The organism is Streptomyces sp. Z423-1 (assembly GCF_013009255.1).
In the GTDB taxonomy this organism is placed as follows: domain Bacteria; phylum Actinomycetota; class Actinomycetes; order Streptomycetales; family Streptomycetaceae; genus Streptomyces; species Streptomyces gossypiisoli.
This window is the reverse complement of sequence record NZ_CP053109.1, coordinates 6,557,170-6,581,410: the sequence shown is the minus strand read 5'-3', so window position 1 is coordinate 6,581,410 and position 24,241 is coordinate 6,557,170. Positions and strand designations below refer to the sequence as shown.

Genomic DNA, 24,241 nt, shown 5'->3' with positions numbered 1-24,241 from the left:
ACAGTGGCGTTCAGCCGGGGATCCCCGCGGCGAGCAGTTCGACGAAGCCGATGTCCTCGTTGGCGACGCCGAAGACCTCGGCGCGCAGCAGGGTCCGCTCGGCCCAGGCGCGGTGTGGCTTCACCTCGTTCATCTTGTTCGTGTACGCCGACCTCAGCACTCCGCCGCCCAGCCGTTCCGGCCGCAGGATGTCCTGGGCGTCGCTGAACTCCTCGTGACTGACGACCGACAGCGCGTGCACCGGCAGGACGTGCGAGGGGTGGATGCAGGTCTTGCCGAGCAGACCGTTGGCCTGGTCCAGCGTAATCTCCCGCAGCAGCCCGTCCATGGCGTGCTCGATCAGGGCCTCACGGAGTTCCTCGGCCTGGCCCTCCAGGAAGGGGCTGCGCCGCAGCTGAGGCTTGAACATACGTTCCTGCACACGGAAGTACTCCCACACCGGCCCGGTCACCGTGAATCCGGTGCCGTCGGCCCGACCCAGCATGTTCACCACGTCGGCGATCACGGAGGCGACGATCTGGACGTCGTACGCGGTCATGTCGGGGGCTCTGCGCAGCCCGTACGACGAACAGAAGTCGGTGACGCCGAGCCGCAGCGCCAGCACCCGGTCCCGGTACTTGTCGACGGCCCGGAAGATGCCCTCCAGGGTCTCCACCCGGGACTCCCGGTACAGCAGCTCGGGGGACTCCAGGACCGGCATCGCGAAGAGTCGCCGTCCGCTGGCCGTCTCGGTGAGGGCAAGGGCCTCCAGGAACGGGATGCCGCGCTCCTCGGTGAACTTCGGCAACACGAATCCGGACAGCAGCCGGACGGCGGGGCCGAGGCGGCGGACGAGGTCGGGGATCTGCTCGGGTGTGCGGACGCGGATGAACAGCAGGGGCAGCTCGGCGCCGGAGGCGCGCTCGGCGAGGTCGGAGAACTGGCGTACGAGGTTCTCCTCGCCGGCCGGGACGTCCCCGTCGCCGATCGAGTCCTCCAGGCACAGCACCATCGAGACCACACCGCGGTCGGTCTGCTTGACGATGTCCTCGGCGAGCCGCGGCCTGGTGGCCGGGCTGTACAGCGTGGCACCCAGGGCCGCGGAGAGGAGCCGGGCCGGGGAGTCGGCCGTGAACTCGCACGGCTCCCGGTGGAAGAGGCGCTGCCGCACCTCAGGGGCGATGTGCCCGAAATGACGCATATGGCTTCCCCGTGGTGTTCGAGCGGCCTGGGTTCCGGCTGAAGGTGGCCGGTAATAGTACGTAGAAGTCCATGTCATGGGTTCCCGCCAGGCATGAATTTCAAGTAACGCAGGGATGGGCAGCGCTGTCTCGGCGGCGCTGCGGGGCGGGTCCGGGACCCGCCGACCCCGCGTTGTCGTGAGCAGGACCGAGAGGGCAGGATGACCGCATGACGCACGCGATGTTGAAGGGGTCGAACGTCCCGCTCGAAGCCACGACGGTGCGCGCCGTGCTGCGCTGGACGCCCGGGCAGGGGGTCCCGGATGTCGACGCCTCGGCGCTGCTCCTCGGCCCCGACGGTCGTGTGCGCTCCGACGAGGACTTCGTCTTCTACAACCAGCCCCGGCACCCCTCCGGGAAGGTGTGGCGGCTCGGCAAGAAACGGGTTGCCGAGGGCCTGACCGACACGATCCAGACAGATCTGTCCGGTGTCGAGTCCGACGTCAGCCAGATTCTTCTGGTCGCTTCGGCGGACGGAGTCACGTTCGACCGCGTACGGGCACTGCGCATCATGCTGTACGACGCGGCGGCGCCCGAGGCGGAGCCGCTGGCGTACTTCGAGGTCAAGCCGGAGACCGGGCAGGAGACCGCGCTGATCTGCGGGGAGCTGTACCGCCGTGGGGAGGGGTGGAAGTTCCGGGCCCTCGGGGAGGGCTATTCGAACGGGCTGAAGGGGCTGGCCACCGACTTCGGGATCTCCGTGGACGAGTCGGAGGCCGCAGCGGAGGAATCGGCCGACGCCGACGGTACGTCCGCCGCTGCTCAGGCGGGGCCCGAGGTGTCGCGGCCGCTGCCGCCGGAGCAGCCGACGGCAGTGGTGCCGCAGCAGACCACGCAGCCGGCATACGGCTATCCACAGCAGCAGCAACAGCCGGCGGCGACGCAACCGGCGTACGGCTACCCGCATCCGACCAGCCGGCCCGCCTACGGCTACCCGCAGGCGTCGCCGGAGACCGCCCAGTCCGGGTACGGCTACCCGCCGCCGGTCCCGGTGCCCGCGGCCCCGGATCCCGACTTCCGGCTGCCGCCGCAGGGACCCCAGTTCATCGGCCGATAGCACCCACGCCCGCAGCGGCGCGCCCCTCTGCGGCAACCGCCCAGGCCACCACCCCTTCAGCGCTGCGACTTGACCTTGTGCCCCCTCCCCCACTGCAACCCCCACCCGTACAACCGGTCCAGCTCCGCCTGGAAGCCGTAGACGAACTTCACCTCGCGCCGCACCCACACCTCGTTCTTCACGTTCTCGATCATCACGACCGCGCACGAGCGGGCCTGCGGATGGCGTTCGTCGAGGTGGATCTCGATGCGGGGGCCGTTGCTGGGGTAGAGCGTGACGATCGCGTGGGTGCGGTCGAACGCGGGGGTCTGGTCGTAGATGTAGACGAACACCAGTAGGCGCTTTATCGCCTCGCGTTGGTCGAGGTTGACGTAGATCGTCTCACCGGACGCCGAGCCGAACCGGTCGTCGCCGCTGAGTTTGACGTACGGCGGTGCGTTGACGTCGCCGAGGTAGCCGCCGAGCGGCTGTACGACGCCCTTGGTGCCGTCCTGGAGCTCGTACAGGCAGCCGAGGTCGAGGTCGACATTGACCATGCTCTGGCTGTGGCCCAGGACCTCCGGTGGTTTGAGGGCCCTGAAGGGATGCCTCAGCAGGCTCTCCCGCTGGGGCCCGCCGATGTCGGAGCTGCGCATCCGCCACGCCAGGTTGATGCGCAGATTCCCGGTCGCCGCCCCCTGTTTGGTGAGCGACACCTGGCTGTGCCGCTTGGTCAGCTCGATCGCGTTGCTGGCCGCGCTGCCCGAGTCGAACTCGGTCGTGCGCCCGCGCCAGAGCCCGTCAAACAAGCCCATTCCCGCCCCCAGACTCCCCACTCACCATGCCGTGCCCGACAACACCGACGGGGCGGCCTTCGAGGACATCGCGTCATCCTCGACGGCCGCCCCGCACAGAGCGTTCCTCACCCGGACGGGCGTCACACCCCGGACGCGACCTCAGTCTTGTCGTCCGAGCCGGCTTTTCCCTCGGCGGCCGCCAGCGCGCGGTTGCGGCGGACGGAGGACCAGAAGGACCAGGCGATCAGGACGACGCCGATCAGACCGGTGATGATCTCGGAGATCTCGTACTGGATGGTGACGAGCAGGATCATCGCGAGCGCACCGATGGCGTAGTGCGCGCCGTGCTCCAGGTAGACGTAGTCGTCGAGGGTGCCCTGGCGGACCAGGTAGACGGTCAGCGACCGGACGTACATGGCGCCGACGCCGAGGCCGAGGGCCATCATCACGATGTCGTTGGTGATGGCGAAGGCGCCGATCACGCCGTCGAAGGAGAAGGACGCGTCCAGGACCTCCAGGTAGAGGAACATGAAGAACGCGGCCTTGCCGGCCAGCAGCATGACGGGCTTGCCGGTGCGCCTGGCCTCTTCCTCCTGCTCGTGCTCGCGCTCCTCCTCTTCCTCCAGCTTCTCCTCGAAGTAGCCGGAGAGACCACCGACGATCATGTACGTGATGAGGCCGGCGACACCGGAGAGGAGCACCGTCGCCGACTTGTCCGCGGGCCCGGCGTGCAGGTGGGCGTGGGTCGCGAAGGTCATCGCGGTGATCAGCAGGACGATCAGGGCGATGCAGACCGACAGCATGTCGATCTTGCCGAGCTTGGCCAGCGGGCGTTCCAGCCAGCCCAGCCACTTGATCTCCCGCTCCTCGAAGATGAAGTCCAGGAAGATCATCAGCAGGAACATGCCACCGAAGGCCGCGATCGCCGGGTGGGCGTCGGTGACGAGCTCCTGGTAACGGTCCTTGTCGGTGAGCGCGAGGTCGACGGCCTCGATCGGACCCAGCTGCGCGCTGACGGCGACGATGACAACGGGGAAGACCAGCCGCATACCGAAGACGGCGATCAAAATGCCGATGGTGAGGAAGATGCGCTGCCAGAAGGCGTTCATCTTCTTCAGAATTCCGGCGTTGACCACTGCGTTGTCGAACGACAGCGAGATCTCGAGGATGCACAGGATCGCCACGATGCCGAAGGCGGTCCACCCCCCGTAGAAGACCGCCGCGACGAGGCCGAGCGCGGTGACCGCGAACGACCAGCCGAAGGTTTTCAGAACCACTGGCTACCCAATCCTCTGTGTACGGGGCTCGCCCGCGACACGCTCGGCTTTACGAAACTTTGAAGCCGAAGTCTAGTCGGCCGCCCCCAGCGGCCCACACGGCCCCGGTTTTTGCTCATATCGCGCTGGGAGACGTATCACGCTATGAGACGTATCGCGCTATGAGACGTTGACACCGAAGTCCAGGGCGATGCCCCTCAGCCCCGACGCATAGCCCTGTCCCACCGCCCGGAATTTCCATTCGCCCTGGTAGCGGTAGACCTCGCCGAAGATCATGGCGGTCTCCGTGGAGGCGTCCTCGCTGAGGTCGTAGCGTGCGAGTTCCTGGCCGTCGGCCTGGTTCACCACGCGGATGAAGGCGTTGCTGACCTGGCCGAAGGTCTGGCCGCGCTCGTCCGCCATGTGGATCGAGACCGGGAAGACGATCTTGTCGCACTGGGCGGGCACCTTGGAGAGGTCGATCAGGAGCGACTCGTCATCGCCGTCGCCCTCACCGGTGAGGTTGTCACCGGTGTGCTCCACCGAGCCGTCCGGGCTCTTGAGCTGGTTGTAGAACACGAACCACTCGTCGCCGAGCACCCGCCCGCTGCTGCACACCAGGGCGCTGGCGTCGAGGTCGAACGGGGCTCCGGTGGTGGAGCGCGCGTCCCAGCCGAGCCCGATCATCACCTGTGTGAGGTTCGGCGCGGCCTTGGACAGGGAGACGTTGCCCCCCTTGGCGAGCGTGACGCCCATGATGCTGGTCCTCCCCTGGGTGCTGCCTGATGTGGTTGTCCTGCGCGTCCGGCGCCGCACGCAAACGTGCGGCGCCGGACGGGCGGAGCGGACACGAGGGCTCAGACGTTGACGCCGAAGTCCTGCGCGATGCCGCGCAGGCCGGAGGCGTACCCCTGGCCGATGGCGCGGAACTTCCACTCCGCGCCGTGCCGGTACAGCTCGCCGAAGACCATGGCGGTCTCGGTCGAGGCGTCCTCGGAGAGGTCGTACCGCGCGATCTCGGCGCCGCCGGCCTGGTTGACGACGCGGATGAACGCGTTGCGGACCTGGCCGAAGGACTGCTGACGGTTCTCGGCGTCGTAGATGGACACCGGGAAGACGATCTTCTCGATGTCGGCGGGGACGCCGGCCAGGTTGACCTTGATCTGCTCGTCGTCGCCCTCGCCCTCACCGGTGAGGTTGTCACCGGTGTGCTCGACCGAGCCGTCCGGGCTCTTGAGGTTGTTGAAGAAGACGAAGTTCTGGTCGCTGCCGACCTTGCCGGAGTTGTTCAGCAGCAGCGCGCTCGCGTCGAGGTCGAAGTCCGTGCCGGTCGTGGTGCGCACGTCCCACCCCAGACCGACGATGACGGCGGTCAGGCCCGGGGCCTCCTTGGTCAGCGATACGTTGCCGCCCTTGCTGAGGCTGACTCCCACGAGTCCTCCATTGATGTCCGGGGGCGGGGTGCCCCGTCGTGCGTTGGTATCGGATCAAACGAGTCGATCCTAGTGACGGGTTCCCGGCCGTCCCAGGCCTTGGGACCGACAATCACAGGGTGTCGAGCGCCTTGACGTACTCGTTCAGGTCACGGGCGTCCGGCAGGCCGTTGACAACGGTCCAGCGGACCACGCCCTCCTTGTCGATGACGAAGGTGCCGCGCACCGCGCAGCCCTTGTCCTCGTCGAGGACGCCGTACGCGCGGCTGACCTCGCCGTGCGGCCAGAAGTCGCTGAGCAGCGGGTATTCGAGGCCCTCCTGCTCGGCGAAGACGCGCAGGGTGTGGATGGAGTCGTTGGAGACGGCCAGCACCTGGGTGTCGCGGCCCTCGAACTTCGGAAGGTTGTCCCGGACCTCGCACAGCTCGCCGGTGCACACGCCGGTGAAGGCGAAGGGGTAGAAGAGCAGCACCACGTTCTTCTCGCCGCGGAAGTCCGAGAGCCGCACGGCACGGCCGTGGTTGTCCTTCAGCTCGAAGTCGGGGGCCTTGTCGCCGACCTGGATCGCCATCGTCGTCCCTTCGGTGGGGCTGTTCGGGTGGACACCCACCCTACGCAGCGAGCACCGACGGCCGACGGACGGGCTGACCGAGGTCAGCCCGTCCCACGTTCAACGAACGGTCACCGCTTGGACTTCGCGGCCTTCGGCGTCGCCAGACGGCTGCCACTCCAGTCCTTGCCGACGCTGACGCTCTTGGACGCGGTCAGCCCGGCCGTGGTCGCGGCTTCCGAGATGTCGCTCGGCTCCACGTACCCCGACCGGCCGGTCTTCGGCGTGAGGAGCAGGATCGCGCCGCCTTCCTCGATGTACGTGGTGGCATCCACCAGCGCATCCGTCAGGTCGCCGTCGTCGTCACGGAACCACAGCACAACGGCGTCGGCCACGTCGTCGTAGTCCTCGTCCATGAGGTCGCCCTCGATGGCTTCCTCAATGGCCTCGCGGAGCTCCTGGTCGACGTCGTCGTCGTAGCCGATCTCCTGGACCACCTGCCCGGGCTGGAACCCCAGCCTGGCGGCAGGGTTCGTCCGCTCCTCCGCGTGGTCCGCGGTCGCGCTCACGGGTTGCCTCCTGATCATGTCTTGGTGAATTTCTCAGCCACGCGCGTGCGCGAAGCATTGGCCGTAGTCCACACGGGCGGGGCGGATCGCGCAAGTACCCGGCGTTTCAGACCGCCGAAACGGTGACGATCCGGGCCGTGTCGCCGCAACTCCAGGCATGCCGTCGGCACCGATGGTGACGTACACCACACCTATCTGCCCCGTATGTACGTTTGGGAATCATCCCTGGGTACGAGATTCGAATGGCTCTGCACCCAGGGCCGACCAAGGACCTTCGTTACCTCTCGGTAGAGGTGACGATTGGAGCCCCGAGGTACACGATGGGGAACGGTGCAGGCATACCGCAAACCCTCGATAATCGGCCCTCTGACAGGTAAGGAACAGCGTGGCTTCCGGATCCGATCGCAATCCGATCATCATTGGCGGCCTTCCGAGTCAGGTTCCTGACTTCGATCCCGAGGAGACCCAGGAGTGGCTCGACTCCCTCGACGCCGCCATCGACGAGCGCGGCCGTGAGCGGGCCCGCTATCTGATGCTGCGCCTGATCGAGCGGGCCCGCGAGAAGCGCGTGGCCGTGCCCGAGATGCGCAGCACGGACTACGTCAACACCATCCCCACCAAGAACGAGCCGTTCTTCCCGGGCAACGAGGAGATCGAGCGCGCGATCCTCAACGCCACCCGCTGGAACGCGGCCGTGATGGTCTCCCGGGCCCAGCGCCCCGGTATCGGCGTCGGCGGCCACATCGCCACGTTCGCCTCCTCGGCCTCCCTCTACGACGTCGGCTTCAACCACTTCTTCCGCGGCAAGGACGAGGGCGACGGCGGCGACCAGGTCTTCTTCCAGGGGCACGCCTCACCGGGCATCTACGCGCGCGCGTTCCTGCTCGACCGCCTCTCGGAGCAGCACCTGGACGGCTTCCGGCAGGAGAAGTCCAAGGCGCCGTACGGCCTGTCCAGCTACCCCCACCCGCGGCTGATGCCCGAGTTCTGGGAGTTCCCGACCGTGTCGATGGGTCTCGGCCCGATCGGCGCGATCTACCAGGCGCGGATGAACCGCTACATGCACGCGCGCGGGATCGCGGACACCTCGAAGTCGCACGTGTGGGCGTTCCTCGGCGACGGCGAGATGGACGAGCCGGAGTCGATCGGCCAGCTGACCATCGCCGCCCGCGAGGGCCTGGACAACCTCACCTTCGTCGTCAACTGCAACCTGCAGCGCCTCGACGGCCCGGTGCGTGGCAACGGCAAGGTGATCCAGGAGCTGGAGTCGGTCTTCCGGGGCGCCGGCTGGAACGTGATCAAGCTCATCTGGGACCGCACCTGGGACCCGCTGCTGGCGCAGGACCGGGACGGCGTGCTGGTCAACAAGATGAACACCACGCCGGACGGCCAGTTCCAGACGTACGCGACCGAGACGGGCGCCTACATCCGCGAGCACTTCTTCGGCGACGACCACCGGCTGCGTGCGATGGTCGAGAACATGACAGATCACCAGATCCTGATGCTGGGCCGCGGCGGTCACGACCACCGGAAGATCTACGCGGCGTACAAGGCGGCCGTCGAGCACAAGGGCCAGCCGACGGTGATCCTGGCCAAGACGGTCAAGGGCTGGACGCTCGGCCCGAACTTCGAGGGCCGCAACGCCACGCACCAGATGAAGAAGCTGACGGTCGACGACCTCAAGCGTTTCCGGGACCGGCTGCACCTGCCGATCTCCGACCGGGACCTGGAGTCCGGCCCGCCGCCGTACTACCACCCGGGCCGGGACTCGGAGGAGATCCAGTACATGCACGACCGCCGCAAGTCGCTCGGCGGGTACGTCCCCACGCGCGTCGTCCGCTCCAAGCCGCTCGCACTGCCGGACGACAAGGCGTACGCGACCGTGAAGAAGGGCACGGGCCAGCAGTCCATCGCGACGACCATGGCCTTTGTCCGGCTGCTCAAGGACCTCATGCGGGACAAGGAGATCGGCAGGCGGTTCGTGCTGATCGCGCCGGACGAGTACCGCACGTTCGGCATGGACTCCTTCTTCCCGAGTGCGAAGATCTACAACCCGCTGGGCCAGCAGTACGAGGCCGTGGACCGGGATCTGCTGCTCGCGTACAAGGAGTCGCCGACCGGGCAGATGCTGCACGACGGCATCTCCGAGGCCGGCTGCACGGCCTCGCTGATCGCGGCGGGGTCGGCGTACGCCACGCACGGCGAACCGCTGATCCCGGTGTACGTCTTCTACTCGATGTTCGGTTTCCAACGCACCGGCGACCAGTTCTGGCAGATGGCCGACCAGTTGGCGCGTGGTTTCGTACTGGGTGCGACCGCGGGGCGTACGACGCTGACCGGTGAGGGCTTGCAGCACGCGGACGGGCACTCGCAGCTGCTCGCCTCGACGAACCCGGGCTGTGTGGCGTACGACCCGGCCTTCGCCTACGAGATCGCGCACATCGTGCGGGACGGGCTGCGCCGGATGTACGGCGGTACGCCGGAGCACCCGCACGGCGAGGACGTCTTCTACTACCTCACCGTCTACAACGAGCCCATCCAGCACCCGGCCGAGCCGGAGAACGTGGACGTCGAGGGCATCCTCAAGGGCGTCTACCGGTTCAGCGAGAGCACGTCGGGATCGATTCCGGCGCAGATCATGGCGTCGGGCGTGGCGGTGCCGTGGGCGGTGGAGGCGCAGCGTCTGCTCGCCGAGGAGTGGAACGTACGGGCCGACGTGTGGTCGGCGACCTCCTGGAACGAGCTGCGGCGGGAGGCCGTGGCGTGCGAGGAGCACAACCTGTTGCATCCGGAGGAGGAGCAGCGGGTGCCGTACGTCACACGGAAGCTGAGTGGCGGGGAGGGTCCGTTCGTGGCCGTTTCCGACTGGATGCGGTCGGTTCCGGACCAGATCGCTCGGTGGGTGCCGGGGACGTACCAGTCGCTGGGGGCGGACGGGTTCGGCTTCGCGGACACCCGTGGGGCGGCTCGTCGCTTCTTCCACATCGACGCGCAGTCGATCGTGGTGGCGGTGCTGGCCGAGTTGGCGAAGGAGGGGAAGGTGGATCGGTCGGTGCTGAAGCAGGCGATCGACCGGTACCAGCTCCTTGACGTCTCGGCGGCGGATCCGGGGGCCGCGGGCGGCGACGCGTAGGCGTACGCCGGTGGACGCGAGGGCGGTGGGGCCTGGGCCTCGCCGCCCTCGTGCGTTCCCTACGATGCGGGCATGAAGGAGCAATCGGCGCAAGTGCGGTGGGAGCGGCGTACCCAACGGCCGCTGTTGGTGTTGGCCGTGGTGTTCGCCGTCGCGTACGCGGTGCCGATCGTGGACGGTTCGGCGGGGCGGACTCTGACGACGGCTTGTCTGGTCGTGGAGTGGATGGTGTGGGCGGCGTTCGCGGCCGACTACGCGGTGCGGCTGTGGTTGGCGCCGGATCGGTGGAATTTCGTACGGCGGCATTGGCTGGACCTGTGTGCGGTGCTGCTGCCGCTGCTGCGGCCGTTGCGGTTGCTGCGGCTGGTGTCGACCCTGCTGCTCGTGGGGCGGCGGGCGCGGATGGCGTCCCAGGTCCGGCTGACGACGTATGTGGCCGGCGCGGTGGTGGGGCTGCTGATGTTCGGGTCGCTGGCCGTGCTGTCCGTGGAGCGGGACGCGCCCGGCGGGAACATTCGGACGCTGGGTGATGCGGTGTGGTGGTCGTTCACGACGATGACGACCGTGGGGTACGGGGATCATGCGCCGACGACCGGGGTGGGGCGGTTGCTGGCGGTGGGCTTGATGCTGTCGGGGATCGCGTTGCTGGGTGTGGTGACCGCGAATATCGCGGCGTGGTTCATATCGCGGTTCGAGATGGATGATGCGGAGGAGCGACGGCAGACGGAGGCCATCGCGGCGCTGACGGAGGAGGTACAGGCGTTGCGGGCGCAGGTGGCTGCGTTGTCGGGGTCGGTGGCGGTGCCGGGGCCGACTGAGGAGCAGCGGCGCTAGAGAGGGTGCCGGCGTTGCGCTGTGGGGGTCGGGTCGCTCGCCCGCGCCGGCGGGGTGCCGCTGCGGAGTCACCCGCGTGAGTGGGGCCCCCGGTGGCGTGCCGGAGGCCCACTCCTCACTCCCCCCGGTTCAGAACAACCCGTAGCCAGGAGATGTCGCCCCCGTCAGTCGGATGAGGGCCAGGAGGGTGTCTATCGTGCCCAGGACCAGGGCTGTGAGGGCCGGGAGCGAGCGGGAGCTCGTCCAGGTTCGGCCCATCGAGAGCCAGCCACAGGCGATGGCCACTGGGCCCAGGATGATGCCCAGCACGAAGAAGCCGGCGATCGCACAAATGGCGCCGATGATCCCGAGCTGCGCGCGATCCGGCCCGGTCCGTGACCACCTCCGGCCACGTGAGCGGGGGTACCTGCGCGTTCCCTGCCCGAAGCCCGCCATCGACTCATCAACTCCCTGAACCTCGCGGTTCGTTCGGGTCGATGTGGCGAGTACCCCCGCTGCGCGTTCCATGCCTGACGGTCTGTCGGCGCGCCGCCCCCCTCCGGCAGCGCGCCGCAGCCCGGGCCGCCCTCGTCGTCGTACGAACTTGCCACAGGAACATGCCGTACGGAGGGCTTGGCCCACTGTGACCTGCGACGCGTGCCGAGTGGGAGGGATCTTCGGCACGTCACCCTGATAGGTGACTTCCCCCCAGGTGTACGCCGCTAAATGTGCGCCGCCCCCGCGCCCGCCTCCGCGTTCTCGCCGCGCTTCGTCAGGAAGGCGACCAGCACCGCCACCGCCGCGACCCCGGCCGCGACCAGCGACGCCAGGCTCATGCCGGAGATGAAGGTGTCGTGGGCGACGTCGGTGATCTTCCCGGCGATGGCGTCCGGCGTGCCCGGCGGCACCGGCGCGACACCCTGCTGGACCGCTTCGGCGGTCTGCGCCTCCTGCTCCGCGGTCAGCGGCGGAAGCCCCGCCTCCGCCCAGTTGCCCGGCAGGTCGCTGTCCACCTTGGAGGCCATCACGGCGCCCAGCACGGCCGTACCGAGGCTGCCGCCGATCTGCATCGCCGCCTGCTGGAGACCACCGGCCACACCGGACAGCTCCATGGGCGCGTTGCCGACGATGACCTCGGTGGCACCCACCATGACCGGCGCGAGGCCGAAGCCGAGCAGGGCGAACCAGAGCGACATGATGCCGCTGCCGGTGTCCGTCTCCAGCGTGGACATGCCATACATGGCGAGCGCCGTGCACGCCATGCCGAGGGCCAGCGGCAGCCGCGGGCCGAACTTGGTGATCATCGCGCCCGCGAGCGGCGAGCCGACGATCATCATGCCGGTGAGGGGCAGGAGATGCAGGCCCGCGTCGATCGGGCTCATGCCGTGCACGTTCTGCAAGTAGAACGTCACGAAGAACAGGCCGCCCATGAACGCGATGGCCATGAGCACCATGAGCACGACACCCGCGGACAGCGGGACCGAACGGAACAGGGCGAGCGGGATCAGCGGCTCACGGACCCGCTTCTCCCACAGGGCGAAGAGCACGAAGCCCACGACCGACGCGGCTATGAAGGTCCACGTCCGGCCGTCGCCCCAGCCCCACTCGGGCGCCTTGATGAGCGCCCAGACCAGGCAGAACATCGCGCCCGACAGCAGGGCGATGCCGAGGATGTCGAAGGAGCGCGGGGCGTTCTCCGCGCGGTGATCGGTGAGGATCAGCAGGCCCAGGACGACGGCGAGGACGCCGACCGGCACGTTGATGAAGAACACCGACTGCCAGTTGACGTGCTCGACCAGCACACCGCCGAGGATCGGGCCACCGGCGGTGGAGGCGCCGATGACCATGCCCCAGATGCCGATGGCCATGTTGAGCTTCTCGGCCGGGAAGGTGGCCCGCAGCAGGCCTAGCGCGGCCGGCATCAGCAGGGCGCCGAACAGGCCCTGGAAGACCCGGAAGACGATGACCGCGGCGATCGAGTCGGACAGGCCGATCGCCCCGGACGCGGCGGCGAAGCCGACCACACCGATCAGGAAGGTCTGCCGGTGGCCGAAGCGGTCACCGAGCTTGCCCGCGGTGATCAGGGAGACCGCGAGGGCGAGGAAGTAGGCGTTGGTGATCCACTGGACCTCGGCCAGGCTGGCCTTCAGGTCGGTGGCGATGGCCGGGTTGGCGATGGCGACGATCGTGCCGTCGAGGGCCACCATCATGACGCCCACGGCGACGGTGATGAGGGTGAGCCAGGGATGGCCGCGCAGGCCCTTGACCGGCGTGGTGTCCGACGGGGCGGGTGCCTTGTCCCCCGGCCCCGTCTTGTCGATGGTGGTCTGACTAGTCATGCGATCGAGGCTAATGACAGCCTCTGACAGTTGACAAACCAATTCACAAGTCGGTAACTGTCACGACACTCACATATAGCCTGATCAGGCAGAACAGTTCGCAGGAGAGGCCCCCATGGACACGGTCGGCAACACACGGACAGGGCCGCGGCCGGGTCTGCGCGAACGCAAGAAGCAGCGCACCCGGGACGCGCTGCTGCGCGCGGCGGTGGAGCTGTTCACCACCCGCGGCTACGACCACACCACCGTCGACGAGATCGCCGCGGCCGTCGATGTCTCGCAGCGCACCTTCTTCCGCTACTTCTCCGGCAAGGAGGAGGCCGCCCTCGCCCTGCAGGCGATGACGGTGGCGCACTTCGTGGCGGCGGTGCGCGCCCGCCCCGCGCACGAGCCGCCGATGGAGGCGCTGCGCCGGGCGGTGCTGGACGGCTGGGACCGGATCAGCGAGGTCATCGAGGCGGTCGTCCCGGTCGAGCTGTATCTGCGGATGTACCGGGTGATCGAGTCGACGCCCGTCCTGCTCGCCGCGCATCTGCGCCGGTCGGCGGAGACGGAGGAGGAACTGGCGCGGCTGATCGCCGAGCGGGAGGGCCTGGACGTGGACGCCGATCCGCGACCGCGGGTGGCGGTGGCGGTCTTCGGCGGGGTCATCCGGGTCACCGAGCGGCTGTGGAGCACGGGGCCGGACGTGAGCCTGGAGGCGATGCGCACATTGACGGCGGCGTACCTCGATCAGGTGGGCCCGGTCCTGGCGGGCGACTGGCGCAGGCACTGAGCCGGGCACCGGCGGCGAGCGGGCACAAGGCCACCACACGAGCGGGGCACAGGCCACGACGCGCACGGCGCAAGCCACGACACCAGCGGGCACAAGCCACCACACGAGCGGGCACGAGCCCACCACACGAGCGGGCACAGGCCACCACACCCTGGCACAGGCCACCACACGAGCGGGCACAGCCCGCCATACGACGGGCCCAGGCCACCACACGCACGGGCACAAGCCACCACACGAGCGGGCCCAGGCCACGACACGCACGGGCGCAGGCCACGACAAAAGCGAGCAGAGGGCCACGAGAACGGCGGACGCAGGACACACGACAAAAAGGGGAGCAGGCCAGAACAAAGGGGGCGCGGTGCGGTCAGCCCCCCACTGCAATCAGGTGACCTTCCTCAAACGTGATCCACGACACACGGTTCACGCGAGACCCTCCCGTTCTCCTAGTGTGGCCTCCCAGTGACTTCCTTCGACACCTCCCCCTCACTCAACGTCTGGCGCGCCCTGCTCGCGCTGGCCGTGGTGTTCGTGATGCTGGCGACCACCGGCTGGACCGCGCTGCGCAACCACCGGTCGGACACGCCGCTCCAGGCCTCCCTCTCCGCCTGGGAGCACGGCCGCATCGACGGACACCGGCTGCCGGACCCCGACACCGCACCCGCCCGGCTCGCCGCCTTCTTCGCCTCGCTCACCGACGGGCAGCGCGATCACCTGACCCGCCGCTATCCGCTCGCGGTCGGCAACATGAACGGCGCCCCCGTCCAGCTGCGCTACCGAGCCAACCGCATCGCCCTCGACCAGGCCCGCAAGGTCGAACTCGAACGTACGCACGACAACCGGCTCAGCCCCACCGGGCAGCACGAGGCGGGCCGCCGTATGCACCGCTTCGAGTCGCTGATGCGCGCGGACCGGCACATCCTCGCCTTCGACCCCGACGGCTCCGGCCGGGTCGCCGAGGTGTTCGGCGACCTCGACCGGGCGGAGCGGATCTCCGTCGTCGTCCCCGGCGTCGACACCGACCTGCTCACCTTTCAGCGCACCAACCGTAGATACACCGCCCCGGTGGGCATGGCGAAGTCCCTCTACGCGGCCGAGCGCGCCGCCCGCCCCGCGACGCGCACGGCCGTGATCGCCTGGGCCGACTACACCGCGCCCAGCGGCCTCGGCATGGAGTCGGCCACCGCGATGCGTGCCGAGGACGGGGCCGTGCGGCTGAACGCGATGGTGCGCGCGCTGCCCGGAGACGCGCCGGTCTCACTCTTCTGCCACAGCTACGGCTCCGTCGTCTGCGGGGTCGCCGCGCACGCGCTGCCCGGCCGGGTGGCCGACATAGCGGTGGCCGGCAGTCCCGGCATGCGGGTCGCCAAGGCCTCCCATCTGCGCACCTCCGCACGGGTGTGGGCGATGCGGGACGCCGACGACTGGATCCAGGACGTGCCGTACATGGAGTTCGGCGGGCTCGGGCACGGCGCGGATCCGGTGTCCGCGGCGTTCGGGGCGCGCGTACTGTCGGCGCGCGGCGCCCGCGGGCACGCCGGGTACTTCGAACCGGGCACGGAGAGCCTCGCCAACTTCGCCGAGATCGGGGTTGGCGCGTACCGCTCGGTGGACTGCGCCGACGATGCGGGCATGTGCCGGGCGGGTTTGTCCGGCACGACGACGGCCGGACGCGCGTAGAGGCGCAGAAACTGCGGTCTGCCCAGGGAGGGGACGAAAGAGCGCGTGCCGCATACGATGAGCCGCATGGGTGACGTACTGGCCGGATTTCATGCCGCCTGGGAGTTCCAGTCCGACTCCGTGCTCATCCGCTACGAACGGGGGATTCGAACACCTAAGCTCTTCCAGGCGCTCGGTGAGCGGCGGGTGCCGCTGTCGGCGTTGCAGGGTGTGACGCTCTCCCCCGGGCGGCGCGGGACCGTCGTCCTGCGTGCGGAGCCCCGGCCGGGGGCGGATCCGTTGATCGAGGCGGCGGCCGGGCAGCTGAAGGAGAACAGTGATCCTTACCGGCTGGTGCTGCCCGCCGAGCGGGAGACGCTGGCCGAGTACTACGCCGATGAGCTACGAGCCCTGCTGACCGAGTCGGGGCCCGCGGAACGCCATCTTGTCGCGGCGCCCGAAGCCCCGCTGCACTTCAAGGCGTACGACGGGAAGGCGTCCTTCGACGGTACGTCCGTGTCGTTCCGGTGGTTCTGGACGGGGGCGTCGTCGGCGAAGTGGAAGGCCGGGGACCAGAAGTTCGCCGTGGCGGAGCTGAACGGGGTGGAGTGGCGGTCGCCGGAGGTCTTCGAGGGGCATCTGCGGTTGCTGCGGCGGGCTGCCGGGGAGCAGCCGGCGCAGGCCGATCAGGATCCGGCGGCCGTGGTGTTCGGGCTGGGATACGGGCCGGTGCACGAGTCGTTGCCGTTCGCGGCGGCCGTGTTGGCGGCGGTGCGCTCCGCGGGTCCGGCGGGGGCTGTCGTCGCCGCCGCTCCGCGGAGGGATCCTGCGGATATCGCGGAGCGGATTCGGCATCTCGGGGAGCTGCATCGGGCCGGGTTGGTCACCGATGAGGAGTTCTCCGTGAAGAAGGCTGAGTTGTTGGCCGAGCTGTGATGTCGGGTGCGGGTTGTTCGGGTGCGGGTTGTGGGGGCTGGTCGCGCACACGCGGCGGAGCCGCACCTCGATACAGCCCCGCGCCCCTTGGGGACGTCTACTCCCGGCCCGCAGATGTGAACGTCATGTCCGCGTAGCGGGTGCCTGCCACCTTCCCGGCCACCGGGTCCAGCAGGGCGAGTTCCTCCTGCGTCAAGGTGATCCGCGTAGCCGCCGTGTTCTCCTCGACTCGGGTCGGCTTGCGCGTTCCCGGGATCGGGACGACCGAGAGGTCGTGTACGGCCGCCTGCTGCTGGGCCCAGGCCAGGGCGATCTGGCCGAGTGAGGCGCCGTGTGCCTCGGCGACCGTCCGGATCGGTTCCAGCAGCGCCGCGTTCGCCGTGGCGTTGGCGGCGGTGAAGCGGGGCTGCTGGCGGCGGAAGTCGTCGGCGGCGAGGTCCTGCTCGGCGTTCACGAAGGAACCGGTGAGGAAGCCCCGGCCGAGCGGGGAGTACGGGACCAGGGCGACGCCCAGTTCGCGGGCGGCCGGTACGACCTTCGCCTCGATGTCCCGGCTGAACAGCGACCACTCCGACTGCACGGCGGCGATGGGGTGCACGGAGTGCGCGGCGCGCAGTTCGTCGGCGGTGACCTCGCTCAGGCCCAGGTACTTGACCTTGCCCTCGCGGACCAGCTCGGACATCACGCCGGCCGTCTCCTCGATCGGCACGTTCACGTCCCGGCGGTGCATGTAGTACAGGTCGATCACATCGACGCCGAGGCGCTTGAGGCTCGCCTCGACGGCCTGGCGGATGTACGGCGGGTCGTTGCGGATGACCCGCCGGGTCGGGTCGTCCGGCGGGATCGACAGGGCGAACTTGGTCCCGATCACGACCTCGTCGCGGTGCGCCGTGAAGAACGGCGACAGGAACCGCTCGTTCTCACCGGCGCCGTACGCGTCCGCCGTGTCGTACAGCGTGACACCCAGCTCCAGCGCCCGCTCCAGCGTCGCCCGGGACTCGCCGGCGTCGGAGGGGCCGTAGGCGAAGCTCATGCCCATGCAGCCGAGGCCCTGCACACCGACCTCGGGCCCGCCGTCGCCGAGCCGTACCGTCGCTATCGTGCTGTCGTTCATCGGGTCCTCTCCCCTTCCTGCGAAGCCTCGTGCGAGGTTTCGTGCGATGCGTGCGCGCGGCCGGCGTCGGCGTAGAAACTGATCTTTCGGTCGAGGACGGCGAGCGTGTCCTGGAGTTCGGCGATCCGCTCCAGGACGTCCTGGCGGGTCGTCTCCAGCAGCTCGCGGCGCTCCGCGAACGTGCCGTCGCCCGCGCGCACCAGCTCCGCGTACCGCACCATGTCGGCGACCGGCATACCGGTCAGCCGCAGCTTGCCGACGAGGTCCAGCCAGTCCAGGTCGCGGTTGGTGTAGCGGCGCTGGCCGGTGTGCGACCGGTCGATGTGGGACATCAGGCCGATCCGCTCGTACCAGCGCAGGGTGTGGGCCGACAGGCCGGTGAAGGCGACGACCTCGCTGATCGTGTAGTGGTCCTGGCCGTCGGGCCGCGGGTGCCGACGGGGCGGGGCGGAGCAGAGGTCGGTGCGGTTGGGGCCCTCCTCGTGGGCCTTTTCGGTGGCTGCTGCCGTGGTCTGCATCACCGTCATGCGCTCCACGCTATGACCTTGGAGTGCACTCCAAGCAAGCGCGGCCCGGTAAGAGCCGGAAAGAGGCGGTGAGAAGCGGTGGAGAAGCGTAGGAAATCGGCGGGACGTGCGGGGGGTGCGGTGGCTAGCGTGCGGGTCATGAGTCTCGTACGCCGTGCCCTGCCGGACGATGCCGACGAAGTACTGCGCCTGCGCCAGGTGATGATCGATTCCGTCTTCTCCGGGGACTCCTCCGCCACCGACTGGCACGTCGAGTCCCTGCCGGTGCTGCGGGAGCGGCTGGCCGAGCCGGACGGGGACTTCGCGGCGTTCGTGGTGGACCGTCCGGACCGGCCGGGGGCCCTGGCGGCGCTGGCGGCCGGGACGCTGGAGTACCGGATCGGCAAGGCGGGCAATCCGCGTGGGCGGGTCGGGTACGTCTTCAGCGTGGCCACGGATCCGGACGCCCGCAGACGGGGGTACGCGCGCGCGTGCATGGCGGAACTGCTGGAGTGGTTCCGCGAGCGGGAGGTCGGGCAGGTCGACCTGACCGCGTCCGCGGAGGCGCAGCCGCTGTACGAGTCGCTGGGCTTCGCGCGCACCGGGGACCCCTTCATGCGGTTGATGCTCTGAGCGGGATTAGGCTCGGGGCATGTCCTTGCAGAGCTTGGCGTTGATCGACAATTGGCCGGTTCCCACCGCTGCGGCGGGGGTGGTACGGGCCGACGGTGCCGTGCTGGGGGTGCGGGGGCCGGTCGGGCAGCGTTTCCCGCTGGCGTCGGTGACCAAGCCGCTGGCCGCGTACGCCGTGCTGGTCGCGTACGAGGAGGGCGCGATCGACTTCGAGGAGCCGGCCGGGCCGCCCGGGTCGACGGTACGTCATCTGCTGGCGCACACCTCGGGGCTGGCCTTCGACGAGCACCGGGTGACGGCGCCGCCCGGGGAGCGGCGGCTGTACTCCAACGCCGGGTTCGAGCAGCTCGGGGACCATGTCGCCAAGGCGACGGACATCCCGTTCGCGGAGTATCTGCGGCAGGCGGTGCTGGAGCCGCTGGGGATGACGTCCACCAGCCTTGAGGGTTCCCCGGCGAAGGACGGGGTGTCGACGGTCGAGGATCTGCTGCGGTTCGCCGCCGAGGTGCAGGCGCCGCGGCTGCTCGACCCGCGCACGGTCGCCGAGGCGATGAGCGTGCAGTACCCGGGCACGAAGGGCGTCCTTCCCGGGTACGGTCACCAGAACCCCAACGACTGGGGGCTCGGCTTCGAGATCCGCGACTCCAAGTCGCCGCACTGGACGGGCGGTTCGTCGTCACCGCGTACGTTCGGGCATTTCGGGCAGTCCGGTACGTTCCTGTGGATCGACCCGGACGCGGGGCTGTCCTGCGTCGCCCTGTCGGACCGGGCGTTCGGACCCTGGGCGATCGAGACGTGGCCGACGTTCACGGACGCGGTGCTGGCGGAGGCGCGCTAGTCGGACAGGCCCTGGCCTGAGGGCCGTCAGGTCATCTCCCACATCAGCAGCTCGGTCGGCGTCACCCCCACCGCCTCCACGTCCTTCGCGTCCGTGATGCGGGCCGCGTCACCGGGGCCCAGGTGCTCGGCGTCCACGGTGACCTCGCCGTGCACCACGTGGACGTAGACGTACGGGGCGTCGGGGACCGCCGTGCGTTCGCCCGGGGCCAGTCGGCGTACGTGGAGCATCGCGCCGGCCTCCGGGACCGCGTACGGCGTCGCGTCCGCGATGCCGTGGACGATCTCGTACGCCGGGTCGCCGCCCGGCGACAGCGGGGCCAGCCACATCTGCACGAACGTCAACGGGCGCTCACCGTCGTTGCGTTCGACGTGCCGCACACCGGACGCGGCGCTCAGGCGCTGCACGTCACCGGCGCGGACGACCGTCTCGCGCCCCGTGGAGTCACGGTGCGTCAGCTCGCCCTCCGCGACCCACGTGACGATCTCGGTGTGGCTGTGCGGGTGCTCCGCGAAACCGGCGCCGGAGGCCAGGCGCTCCTCGTTGCAGGCGATCAGGGCGCCGAAGCGCAGGTTGTCGGGGTCGTAGTGGGGGCCGAAGGAGAAGGCGTGACGGGACTCGATCCCGGCCTCCGGGTCGCCTCCGGGGTAGCGCTCACCGGCGCGCCGTACGTCCATCACGCCCACCACCGTAGACCCGCCCCGCCCCGGTCAAGGACCGCACCACGCACCCCGGCGGTCGCCCTTCGGCGACTCGACCGCGAACCTCACCGACAGCCCACCCCGGACCTCACCCGCAACCCACCCCCTACCTACACGCACCCTCAGCCCGCCCCGCGCCACACCAGCACACCACCCCGGACCTCCCCCACCCCGCCCGAACCCCCACCGCAAACCGCACCCGCAAACCCCCGAAACCCCCACCCCCGCACCCCACCCCCACCCGGCCACACGCCCCCGCGTCCCGATAAGGCAGTCTTGTCCCGTGCCCGAACCCGAAACCAGCGACGCCCGTACCGTCTCCCACGGCGTGCATCCGCACTCCGCGACCCTGAAGCGGCTGGAGCAGTCCTCCGGCAGTCTCGCCGCCCAGGCCATCGCGCGGATGGACGAGACGCTGCCGTGGTACCGGGCCATGCCCCCGGAGAACCGTTCCTGGATCGGGCTGGTCGCGCAGGCCGGTATCGCCGCGTTCACCGAGTGGTTCCGGCGCCCCGACGCCCCGCAGGCGATCTCCACCGATGTGTTCGGAACCGCGCCGCGCGAGCTGACCAGGGCGATCACGCTGCGGCAGACCGTGGAGATGGTGCGCACCACCATCGAGGTCATGGAGAGCGCGATCGACGAGGTCGCCGCCCCCGGCGACGAGGGCATCCTGCGCGAGGCGCTCCTGGTGTACGCGCGGGAGATCGCCTTCGCCACCGCCCAGGTGTACGCCCAGGCCGCCGAGGCACGGGGTGCCTGGGACGCCCGGCTGGAGTCGCTGGTCGTGAACGCCGTGCTGAGCGGCGAGGCCGACGAGGGCGCGGTGTCGCGGGCGGCGGCGCTGGGCTGGAACGCGCCGGAGCATGTGTGCGTGGTGCTGGGGACGGCCCCCGACGGCGACTCCGAGCTGACGGTGGAGGCCATCCGGCGCGCGGCACGGCATGCCAAGCTGCAGGTGCTGACCGGGGTGCTGGGCGATCGGCTCGTCGTCATCGCGGGCGGCAGCGACAACCCGCTCGCCGTCGCCAGGTCGCTGATCGGGCCCTTCGCCGCAGGTCCGGTGGTCGCGGGACCGATCGTGCCCGATCTGCTGGCCGCGACCCGGTCCGCGCAGGCCGCCGCCGCGGGGCTGAAGGCGTGTTTCGCCTGGCAGGACGCGCCTCGGCCGGTGCTGGCGGACGACTTGCTGCCGGAGCGCGCGATCGCCGGAGACCCGAGCGCGCGCGAGCAGCTGGTGGAGGAGATCTACAGGCCGCTGGAGGAAGCCGGTTCCGCACTGCTGGAGACGCTCAGCGTCTATCTCGAACAGGCCAGCAGCCTCGAAGGCGCCGCCCGGATGCTGTTCGTCCATCCCAACACCGTGCGCTACCGGCTTCGACGTGTGACTGACGTCACCGGCTGGTCGCCATCCGATGTACGCTCCGCGTTCACGTTGCGCATCGCGCTGATCCTGGGGCGTCTGGCCGATGGGGATCTCCAGCCCTAGTCTTTTGTCGAGGGCCAACAAAACCCCTTCCTGTTCTTCGTCCTTGTCCCCACGGGCGGCCATGCCCGTAACCAAGAGAGAGTGTGAGAGTGCTCGTACTCGTCGCTCCCGGCCAGGGCGCCCAGACGCCCGGCTTCCTGACTCCCTGGCTCGAACTGCCCGGTGCCGCCGACCGCGTCGCCGCCTGGTCGGACTCCATCGGACTGGACCTCGCCCACTACGGCACGAAGGCCGACGCGGACGAGATCCGCGACACGGCCGTGGCGCAGCCGCTGCTCGTCGCCGCCGGGATCCTCTCGGCCGCGGCACTGGGTGACATCACGCCCGGCGCGGTCGCGGGCCACAGCGTCGGTGAGATCACCGCCGCCGCCTTCGCCGGCGTCCTCGACGACACCACCGCGCTGACCCTCGTACGCAAGCGGGGCCTGGCCATGGCCGAGGCCGCCGCGATCACCGAGACCGGGATGTCGGCGCTGCTCGGCGGCGACCCCGAGGTGACCGTGCCGCATCTGGAGAAGCTGGGCCTGACCCCGGCCAACGTCAACGGCGCCGGGCAGATCGTGGCCGCCGGAACGCTGGAGCAGCTGGCCGCGTTGAACGAGGACAAGCCGGAGGGCGTGCGCAAGGTCGTCGCGCTGAAGGTGGCCGGCGCCTTCCACACCCACCACATGGCGCCCGCGGTCGACAAGCTGGCCGCGGCCGCCCAGGAGCTGACGCCCGCCGACCCGAAGGTCGCCTACGTCTCCAACCGGGACGGTCAGGCGGTCGCCACCGGCGCCGAGATCGTCGAGCGGCTGGTCGGCCAGGTCGCCAACCCGGTCCGCTGGGACCTGTGCATGCGGACGTTCCAGGAGCTCGGCGTCACCGCGCTGCTGGAGGTGTGCCCCGGCGGCACCCTGACCGGCCTCGCCAAGCGCGCCCTGCCCGGCGTGAAGACGCTGGCCCTGAAGACCCCCGACGACCTCGACGCGGCCCGCGAGCTCGTCGCCGAGCACGCCTGACGCCCTGCTGACGCCCTAAGGAGCCGACTGCAACATGTCGAAGATCAAGCCCAGCAAGGGCGCCCCGTACGCGCGGATCCTCGGCGTGGGCGGCTACCGGCCCACCCGGGTCGTGCCGAACGAGGTGATCCTCGAGAAGATCGACTCGTCCGACGAGTGGATCCGTTCGCGCTCCGGCATCGAGACCCGGCACTGGGCGAACGACGAGGAGACGGTCGCCGCGATGTCCGTCGAGGCGTCCGGCAAGGCGATCGCCGACGCCGGGATCTCCGCCGAGCAGATCGGCGCGGTGATCGTCTCGACCGTCACGCACTTCAAGCAGACCCCGGCCGTCGCCACCGAGATCGCCGACAAGCTGGGCACGGCCAGGGCCGCGGCGTTCGACATCTCGGCCGGCTGCGCGGGCTTCGGCTACGGCCTGACCCTCGCCAAGGGCATGATCGTCGAGGGCAGCGCCGAGTACGTTCTGGTCATCGGCGTGGAGCGGCTGAGTGACCTGACCGACCTGGAGGACCGGGCGACGGCCTTCCTGTTCGGTGACGGGGCCGGCGCGGTCGTCGTCGGCCCGTCGAAGGAGCCCGCGATCGGCCCCACGGTGTGGGGCTCCGAGGGCGACAAGTCCGAGACCATCAAGCAGACCGTGCCGTGGACGGACTACCGGTCCGGCGAGGTCGAGCGGTTCCCCGCCATCACGCAGGAGGGCCAGGCGGTGTTCCGCTGGGCCGTGTTCGAGATGGCGAAGGTCGCCAAGGAGGCGCTGGACGCCGCCGGACTTGATGCGGCCGACCTGGACGTCTTCATTCCGCACCAGGCCAACGAGCGGATCATCGACTCGATGGTGAAGACACTCAAGCTGCCGGAGTCCGTCACGGTCGCCCGCGACGTACGGACCACCGGCAACACCTCGGCCGCCTCGATTCCGCTCGCGATGGAGCGGCTCCTGGCGACCGGCGAGGCGAAGAGCGGAGACACCGCGCTCGTCATCGGATTCGGGGCGGGTCTCGTGTACGCAGCGACGGTCGTTACTCTCCCCTAGGCACTCCGTGCCGGATCATGCGATCCGGTGCGGGAAGCAGCACCGCCACACCCTCTGGAACACTACGAAGGAGCGCCTGACATGGCCGCCACTCAGGAAGAGATCGTCGCCGGTCTCGCGGAGATCGTGAACGAGATCGCCGGGATCCCCACCGAGGACGTCCAGCTGGACAAGTCCTTCACCGACGACCTGGACGTCGACTCGCTGTCCATGGTCGAGGTCGTCGTCGCCGCCGAAGAGCGCTTCGACGTGAAGATCCCGGACGACGACGTCAAGAACCTCAAGACCGTCGGCGACGCGACCGAGTACATCCTCAAGCACCAGTCCTGAGGCCCCCTGGGCCGGGTCCTTCCGGCCCCGCCACCCGGCGGTGGCGCCGCTGAATCCTCGTATCCGTTGGAGAAAGAATT

24 protein-coding genes are annotated in these 24,241 nt (G+C 69.5%); 12 read left to right on the top strand and 12 right to left on the bottom strand.

The features are described 5' to 3' along the window. Positions 1 to 10 precede the first annotated feature (10 nt). Positions 11 to 1,180, bottom strand: a complete 1,170-nt coding sequence (locus HJD23_RS29505; protein WP_171112144.1) for an HpcH/HpaI aldolase/citrate lyase family protein — start codon at positions 1,178 to 1,180, stop codon at positions 11 to 13. A gap of 209 nt (positions 1,181 to 1,389) precedes the next feature. Here HJD23_RS29505 and HJD23_RS29500 point away from each other — a divergent pair, with 209 nt between their 5' ends. Further along, the gene (locus HJD23_RS29500) at positions 1,390 to 2,277 is read left to right on the top strand and encodes a TerD family protein (protein ID WP_171112145.1); all 888 of its coding nucleotides are present in this window, start codon (positions 1,390 to 1,392) and stop codon (positions 2,275 to 2,277) included. Between the two features lie 56 nt (positions 2,278 to 2,333). Here HJD23_RS29500 and HJD23_RS29495 read toward each other — a convergent pair whose 3' ends face one another. The 6 genes from HJD23_RS29495 to HJD23_RS29470 form a co-directional block, all read right to left on the bottom strand. Continuing rightward, on the bottom strand, positions 2,334 to 3,071 hold the full coding sequence (locus HJD23_RS29495) for a Tellurium resistance (RefSeq protein ID WP_171112146.1): 738 nt from the start codon (positions 3,069 to 3,071) through the stop codon (positions 2,334 to 2,336). Positions 3,072 to 3,193: 122 nt separating this feature from the next. Further along, the gene (locus HJD23_RS29490; RefSeq protein WP_171112147.1) at positions 3,194 to 4,330 is read right to left on the bottom strand and encodes a DUF475 domain-containing protein; all 1,137 of its coding nucleotides are present in this window, start codon (positions 4,328 to 4,330) and stop codon (positions 3,194 to 3,196) included. A 159-nt stretch (positions 4,331 to 4,489) separates the two neighbouring features. After that, positions 4,490 to 5,065 (bottom strand): TerD family protein, encoded by a 576-nt coding sequence (locus HJD23_RS29485; protein WP_141312282.1) that lies wholly within the window; start codon positions 5,063 to 5,065, stop codon positions 4,490 to 4,492. Positions 5,066 to 5,166: 101 nt separating this feature from the next. Beyond that, entirely contained in the window at positions 5,167 to 5,742 is a 576-nt protein-coding gene (locus HJD23_RS29480) for a calcium homeostasis/redox stress adaptation protein (RefSeq protein WP_171112148.1), read from the bottom strand. A gap of 112 nt (positions 5,743 to 5,854) precedes the next feature. Further along, positions 5,855 to 6,313 (bottom strand): peroxiredoxin, encoded by a 459-nt coding sequence (locus HJD23_RS29475; RefSeq protein WP_171112149.1) that lies wholly within the window; start codon positions 6,311 to 6,313, stop codon positions 5,855 to 5,857. A 110-nt stretch (positions 6,314 to 6,423) separates the two neighbouring features. After that, positions 6,424 to 6,861, bottom strand: a complete 438-nt coding sequence (locus HJD23_RS29470) for a DUF3052 domain-containing protein (RefSeq protein ID WP_167529716.1) — start codon at positions 6,859 to 6,861, stop codon at positions 6,424 to 6,426. A gap of 385 nt (positions 6,862 to 7,246) precedes the next feature. Here HJD23_RS29470 and aceE point away from each other — a divergent pair, with 385 nt between their 5' ends. Then, positions 7,247 to 9,994 carry a pyruvate dehydrogenase (acetyl-transferring), homodimeric type gene (aceE, locus tag HJD23_RS29465; protein ID WP_171112150.1) on the top strand — a complete coding sequence of 916 codons (2,748 nt, stop codon included), beginning with the start codon at positions 7,247 to 7,249 and terminating at the stop codon, positions 9,992 to 9,994. Positions 9,995 to 10,066: 72 nt separating this feature from the next. Beyond that, on the top strand, positions 10,067 to 10,828 hold the full coding sequence (locus tag HJD23_RS29460) for a potassium channel family protein (protein ID WP_171112151.1): 762 nt from the start codon (positions 10,067 to 10,069) through the stop codon (positions 10,826 to 10,828). A 129-nt stretch (positions 10,829 to 10,957) separates the two neighbouring features. Here HJD23_RS29460 and HJD23_RS44190 read toward each other — a convergent pair whose 3' ends face one another. Both HJD23_RS44190 and HJD23_RS29455 read right to left on the bottom strand, forming a co-directional pair. Next, positions 10,958 to 11,263 (bottom strand): small hydrophobic protein, encoded by a 306-nt coding sequence (locus tag HJD23_RS44190; protein WP_232108188.1) that lies wholly within the window; start codon positions 11,261 to 11,263, stop codon positions 10,958 to 10,960. Positions 11,264 to 11,529: 266 nt separating this feature from the next. Beyond that, positions 11,530 to 13,146, bottom strand: coding sequence for an MFS transporter (locus tag HJD23_RS29455; RefSeq protein ID WP_171112152.1), 1,617 nt, complete (start codon positions 13,144 to 13,146; stop codon positions 11,530 to 11,532). 115 nt (positions 13,147 to 13,261) lie between these two features. Between HJD23_RS29455 and HJD23_RS29450 the strand changes: the two genes are divergently transcribed. The 3 genes from HJD23_RS29450 to HJD23_RS29440 all read left to right on the top strand — a co-directional run bounded on the left by HJD23_RS29450 (position 13,262) and on the right by HJD23_RS29440 (position 16,513). Further along, on the top strand, positions 13,262 to 13,921 hold the full coding sequence (locus HJD23_RS29450) for a TetR family transcriptional regulator (RefSeq protein ID WP_171112153.1): 660 nt from the start codon (positions 13,262 to 13,264) through the stop codon (positions 13,919 to 13,921). 459 nt (positions 13,922 to 14,380) lie between these two features. After that, positions 14,381 to 15,598 (top strand): alpha/beta hydrolase, encoded by a 1,218-nt coding sequence (locus tag HJD23_RS29445; protein WP_171112154.1) that lies wholly within the window; start codon positions 14,381 to 14,383, stop codon positions 15,596 to 15,598. 57 nt (positions 15,599 to 15,655) lie between these two features. Further along, positions 15,656 to 16,513: a DUF4429 domain-containing protein gene (locus HJD23_RS29440; RefSeq protein ID WP_171118537.1), complete on the top strand. Its 858-nt coding sequence runs from the start codon at positions 15,656 to 15,658 to the stop codon at positions 16,511 to 16,513. A 97-nt stretch (positions 16,514 to 16,610) separates the two neighbouring features. Here the strand turns inward: HJD23_RS29440 and HJD23_RS29435 are convergent, their stop codons facing one another. Together HJD23_RS29435 and HJD23_RS29430 are read right to left on the bottom strand one after the other, a co-directional pair. Beyond that, complete coding sequence (locus HJD23_RS29435) at positions 16,611 to 17,627, bottom strand: aldo/keto reductase (protein ID WP_171112155.1); 1,017 nt, start codon at positions 17,625 to 17,627, stop codon at positions 16,611 to 16,613. Then, entirely contained in the window at positions 17,624 to 18,154 is a 531-nt protein-coding gene (locus HJD23_RS29430; RefSeq protein ID WP_171112156.1) for a MerR family transcriptional regulator, read from the bottom strand. The genes HJD23_RS29435 and HJD23_RS29430 overlap by 4 nt, the downstream gene beginning before the upstream one ends. 138 nt (positions 18,155 to 18,292) lie before the next feature. Between HJD23_RS29430 and HJD23_RS29425 the strand changes: the two genes are divergently transcribed. Further along, complete coding sequence (locus HJD23_RS29425) at positions 18,293 to 18,766, top strand: GNAT family N-acetyltransferase (protein WP_171112157.1); 474 nt, start codon at positions 18,293 to 18,295, stop codon at positions 18,764 to 18,766. Positions 18,767 to 18,785: 19 nt separating this feature from the next. Continuing rightward, positions 18,786 to 19,604: a serine hydrolase domain-containing protein gene (locus tag HJD23_RS29420; RefSeq protein WP_171112158.1), complete on the top strand. Its 819-nt coding sequence runs from the start codon at positions 18,786 to 18,788 to the stop codon at positions 19,602 to 19,604. Between the two features lie 26 nt (positions 19,605 to 19,630). On the opposite strand, the gene HJD23_RS29415 is transcribed toward HJD23_RS29420, so the two are convergent. Further along, positions 19,631 to 20,281, bottom strand: coding sequence for a pirin family protein (locus tag HJD23_RS29415; RefSeq protein ID WP_171118538.1), 651 nt, complete (start codon positions 20,279 to 20,281; stop codon positions 19,631 to 19,633). A 307-nt stretch (positions 20,282 to 20,588) separates the two neighbouring features. Here HJD23_RS29415 and HJD23_RS29410 point away from each other — a divergent pair, with 307 nt between their 5' ends. The 4 genes from HJD23_RS29410 (at position 20,589) to HJD23_RS29395 (ending at position 24,161) form a co-directional block, all read left to right on the top strand. Next, the gene (locus HJD23_RS29410; protein WP_171112159.1) at positions 20,589 to 21,794 is read left to right on the top strand and encodes a helix-turn-helix domain-containing protein; all 1,206 of its coding nucleotides are present in this window, start codon (positions 20,589 to 20,591) and stop codon (positions 21,792 to 21,794) included. Between the two features lie 89 nt (positions 21,795 to 21,883). Continuing rightward, positions 21,884 to 22,795 (top strand): ACP S-malonyltransferase, encoded by a 912-nt coding sequence (locus tag HJD23_RS29405; protein ID WP_171112160.1) that lies wholly within the window; start codon positions 21,884 to 21,886, stop codon positions 22,793 to 22,795. Positions 22,796 to 22,829: 34 nt separating this feature from the next. After that, positions 22,830 to 23,831, top strand: coding sequence for a ketoacyl-ACP synthase III (locus HJD23_RS29400; RefSeq protein WP_171112161.1), 1,002 nt, complete (start codon positions 22,830 to 22,832; stop codon positions 23,829 to 23,831). 81 nt (positions 23,832 to 23,912) lie between these two features. Then, entirely contained in the window at positions 23,913 to 24,161 is a 249-nt protein-coding gene (locus tag HJD23_RS29395) for an acyl carrier protein (protein WP_141312265.1), read from the top strand. Positions 24,162 to 24,241: the final 80 nt, after the last annotated feature.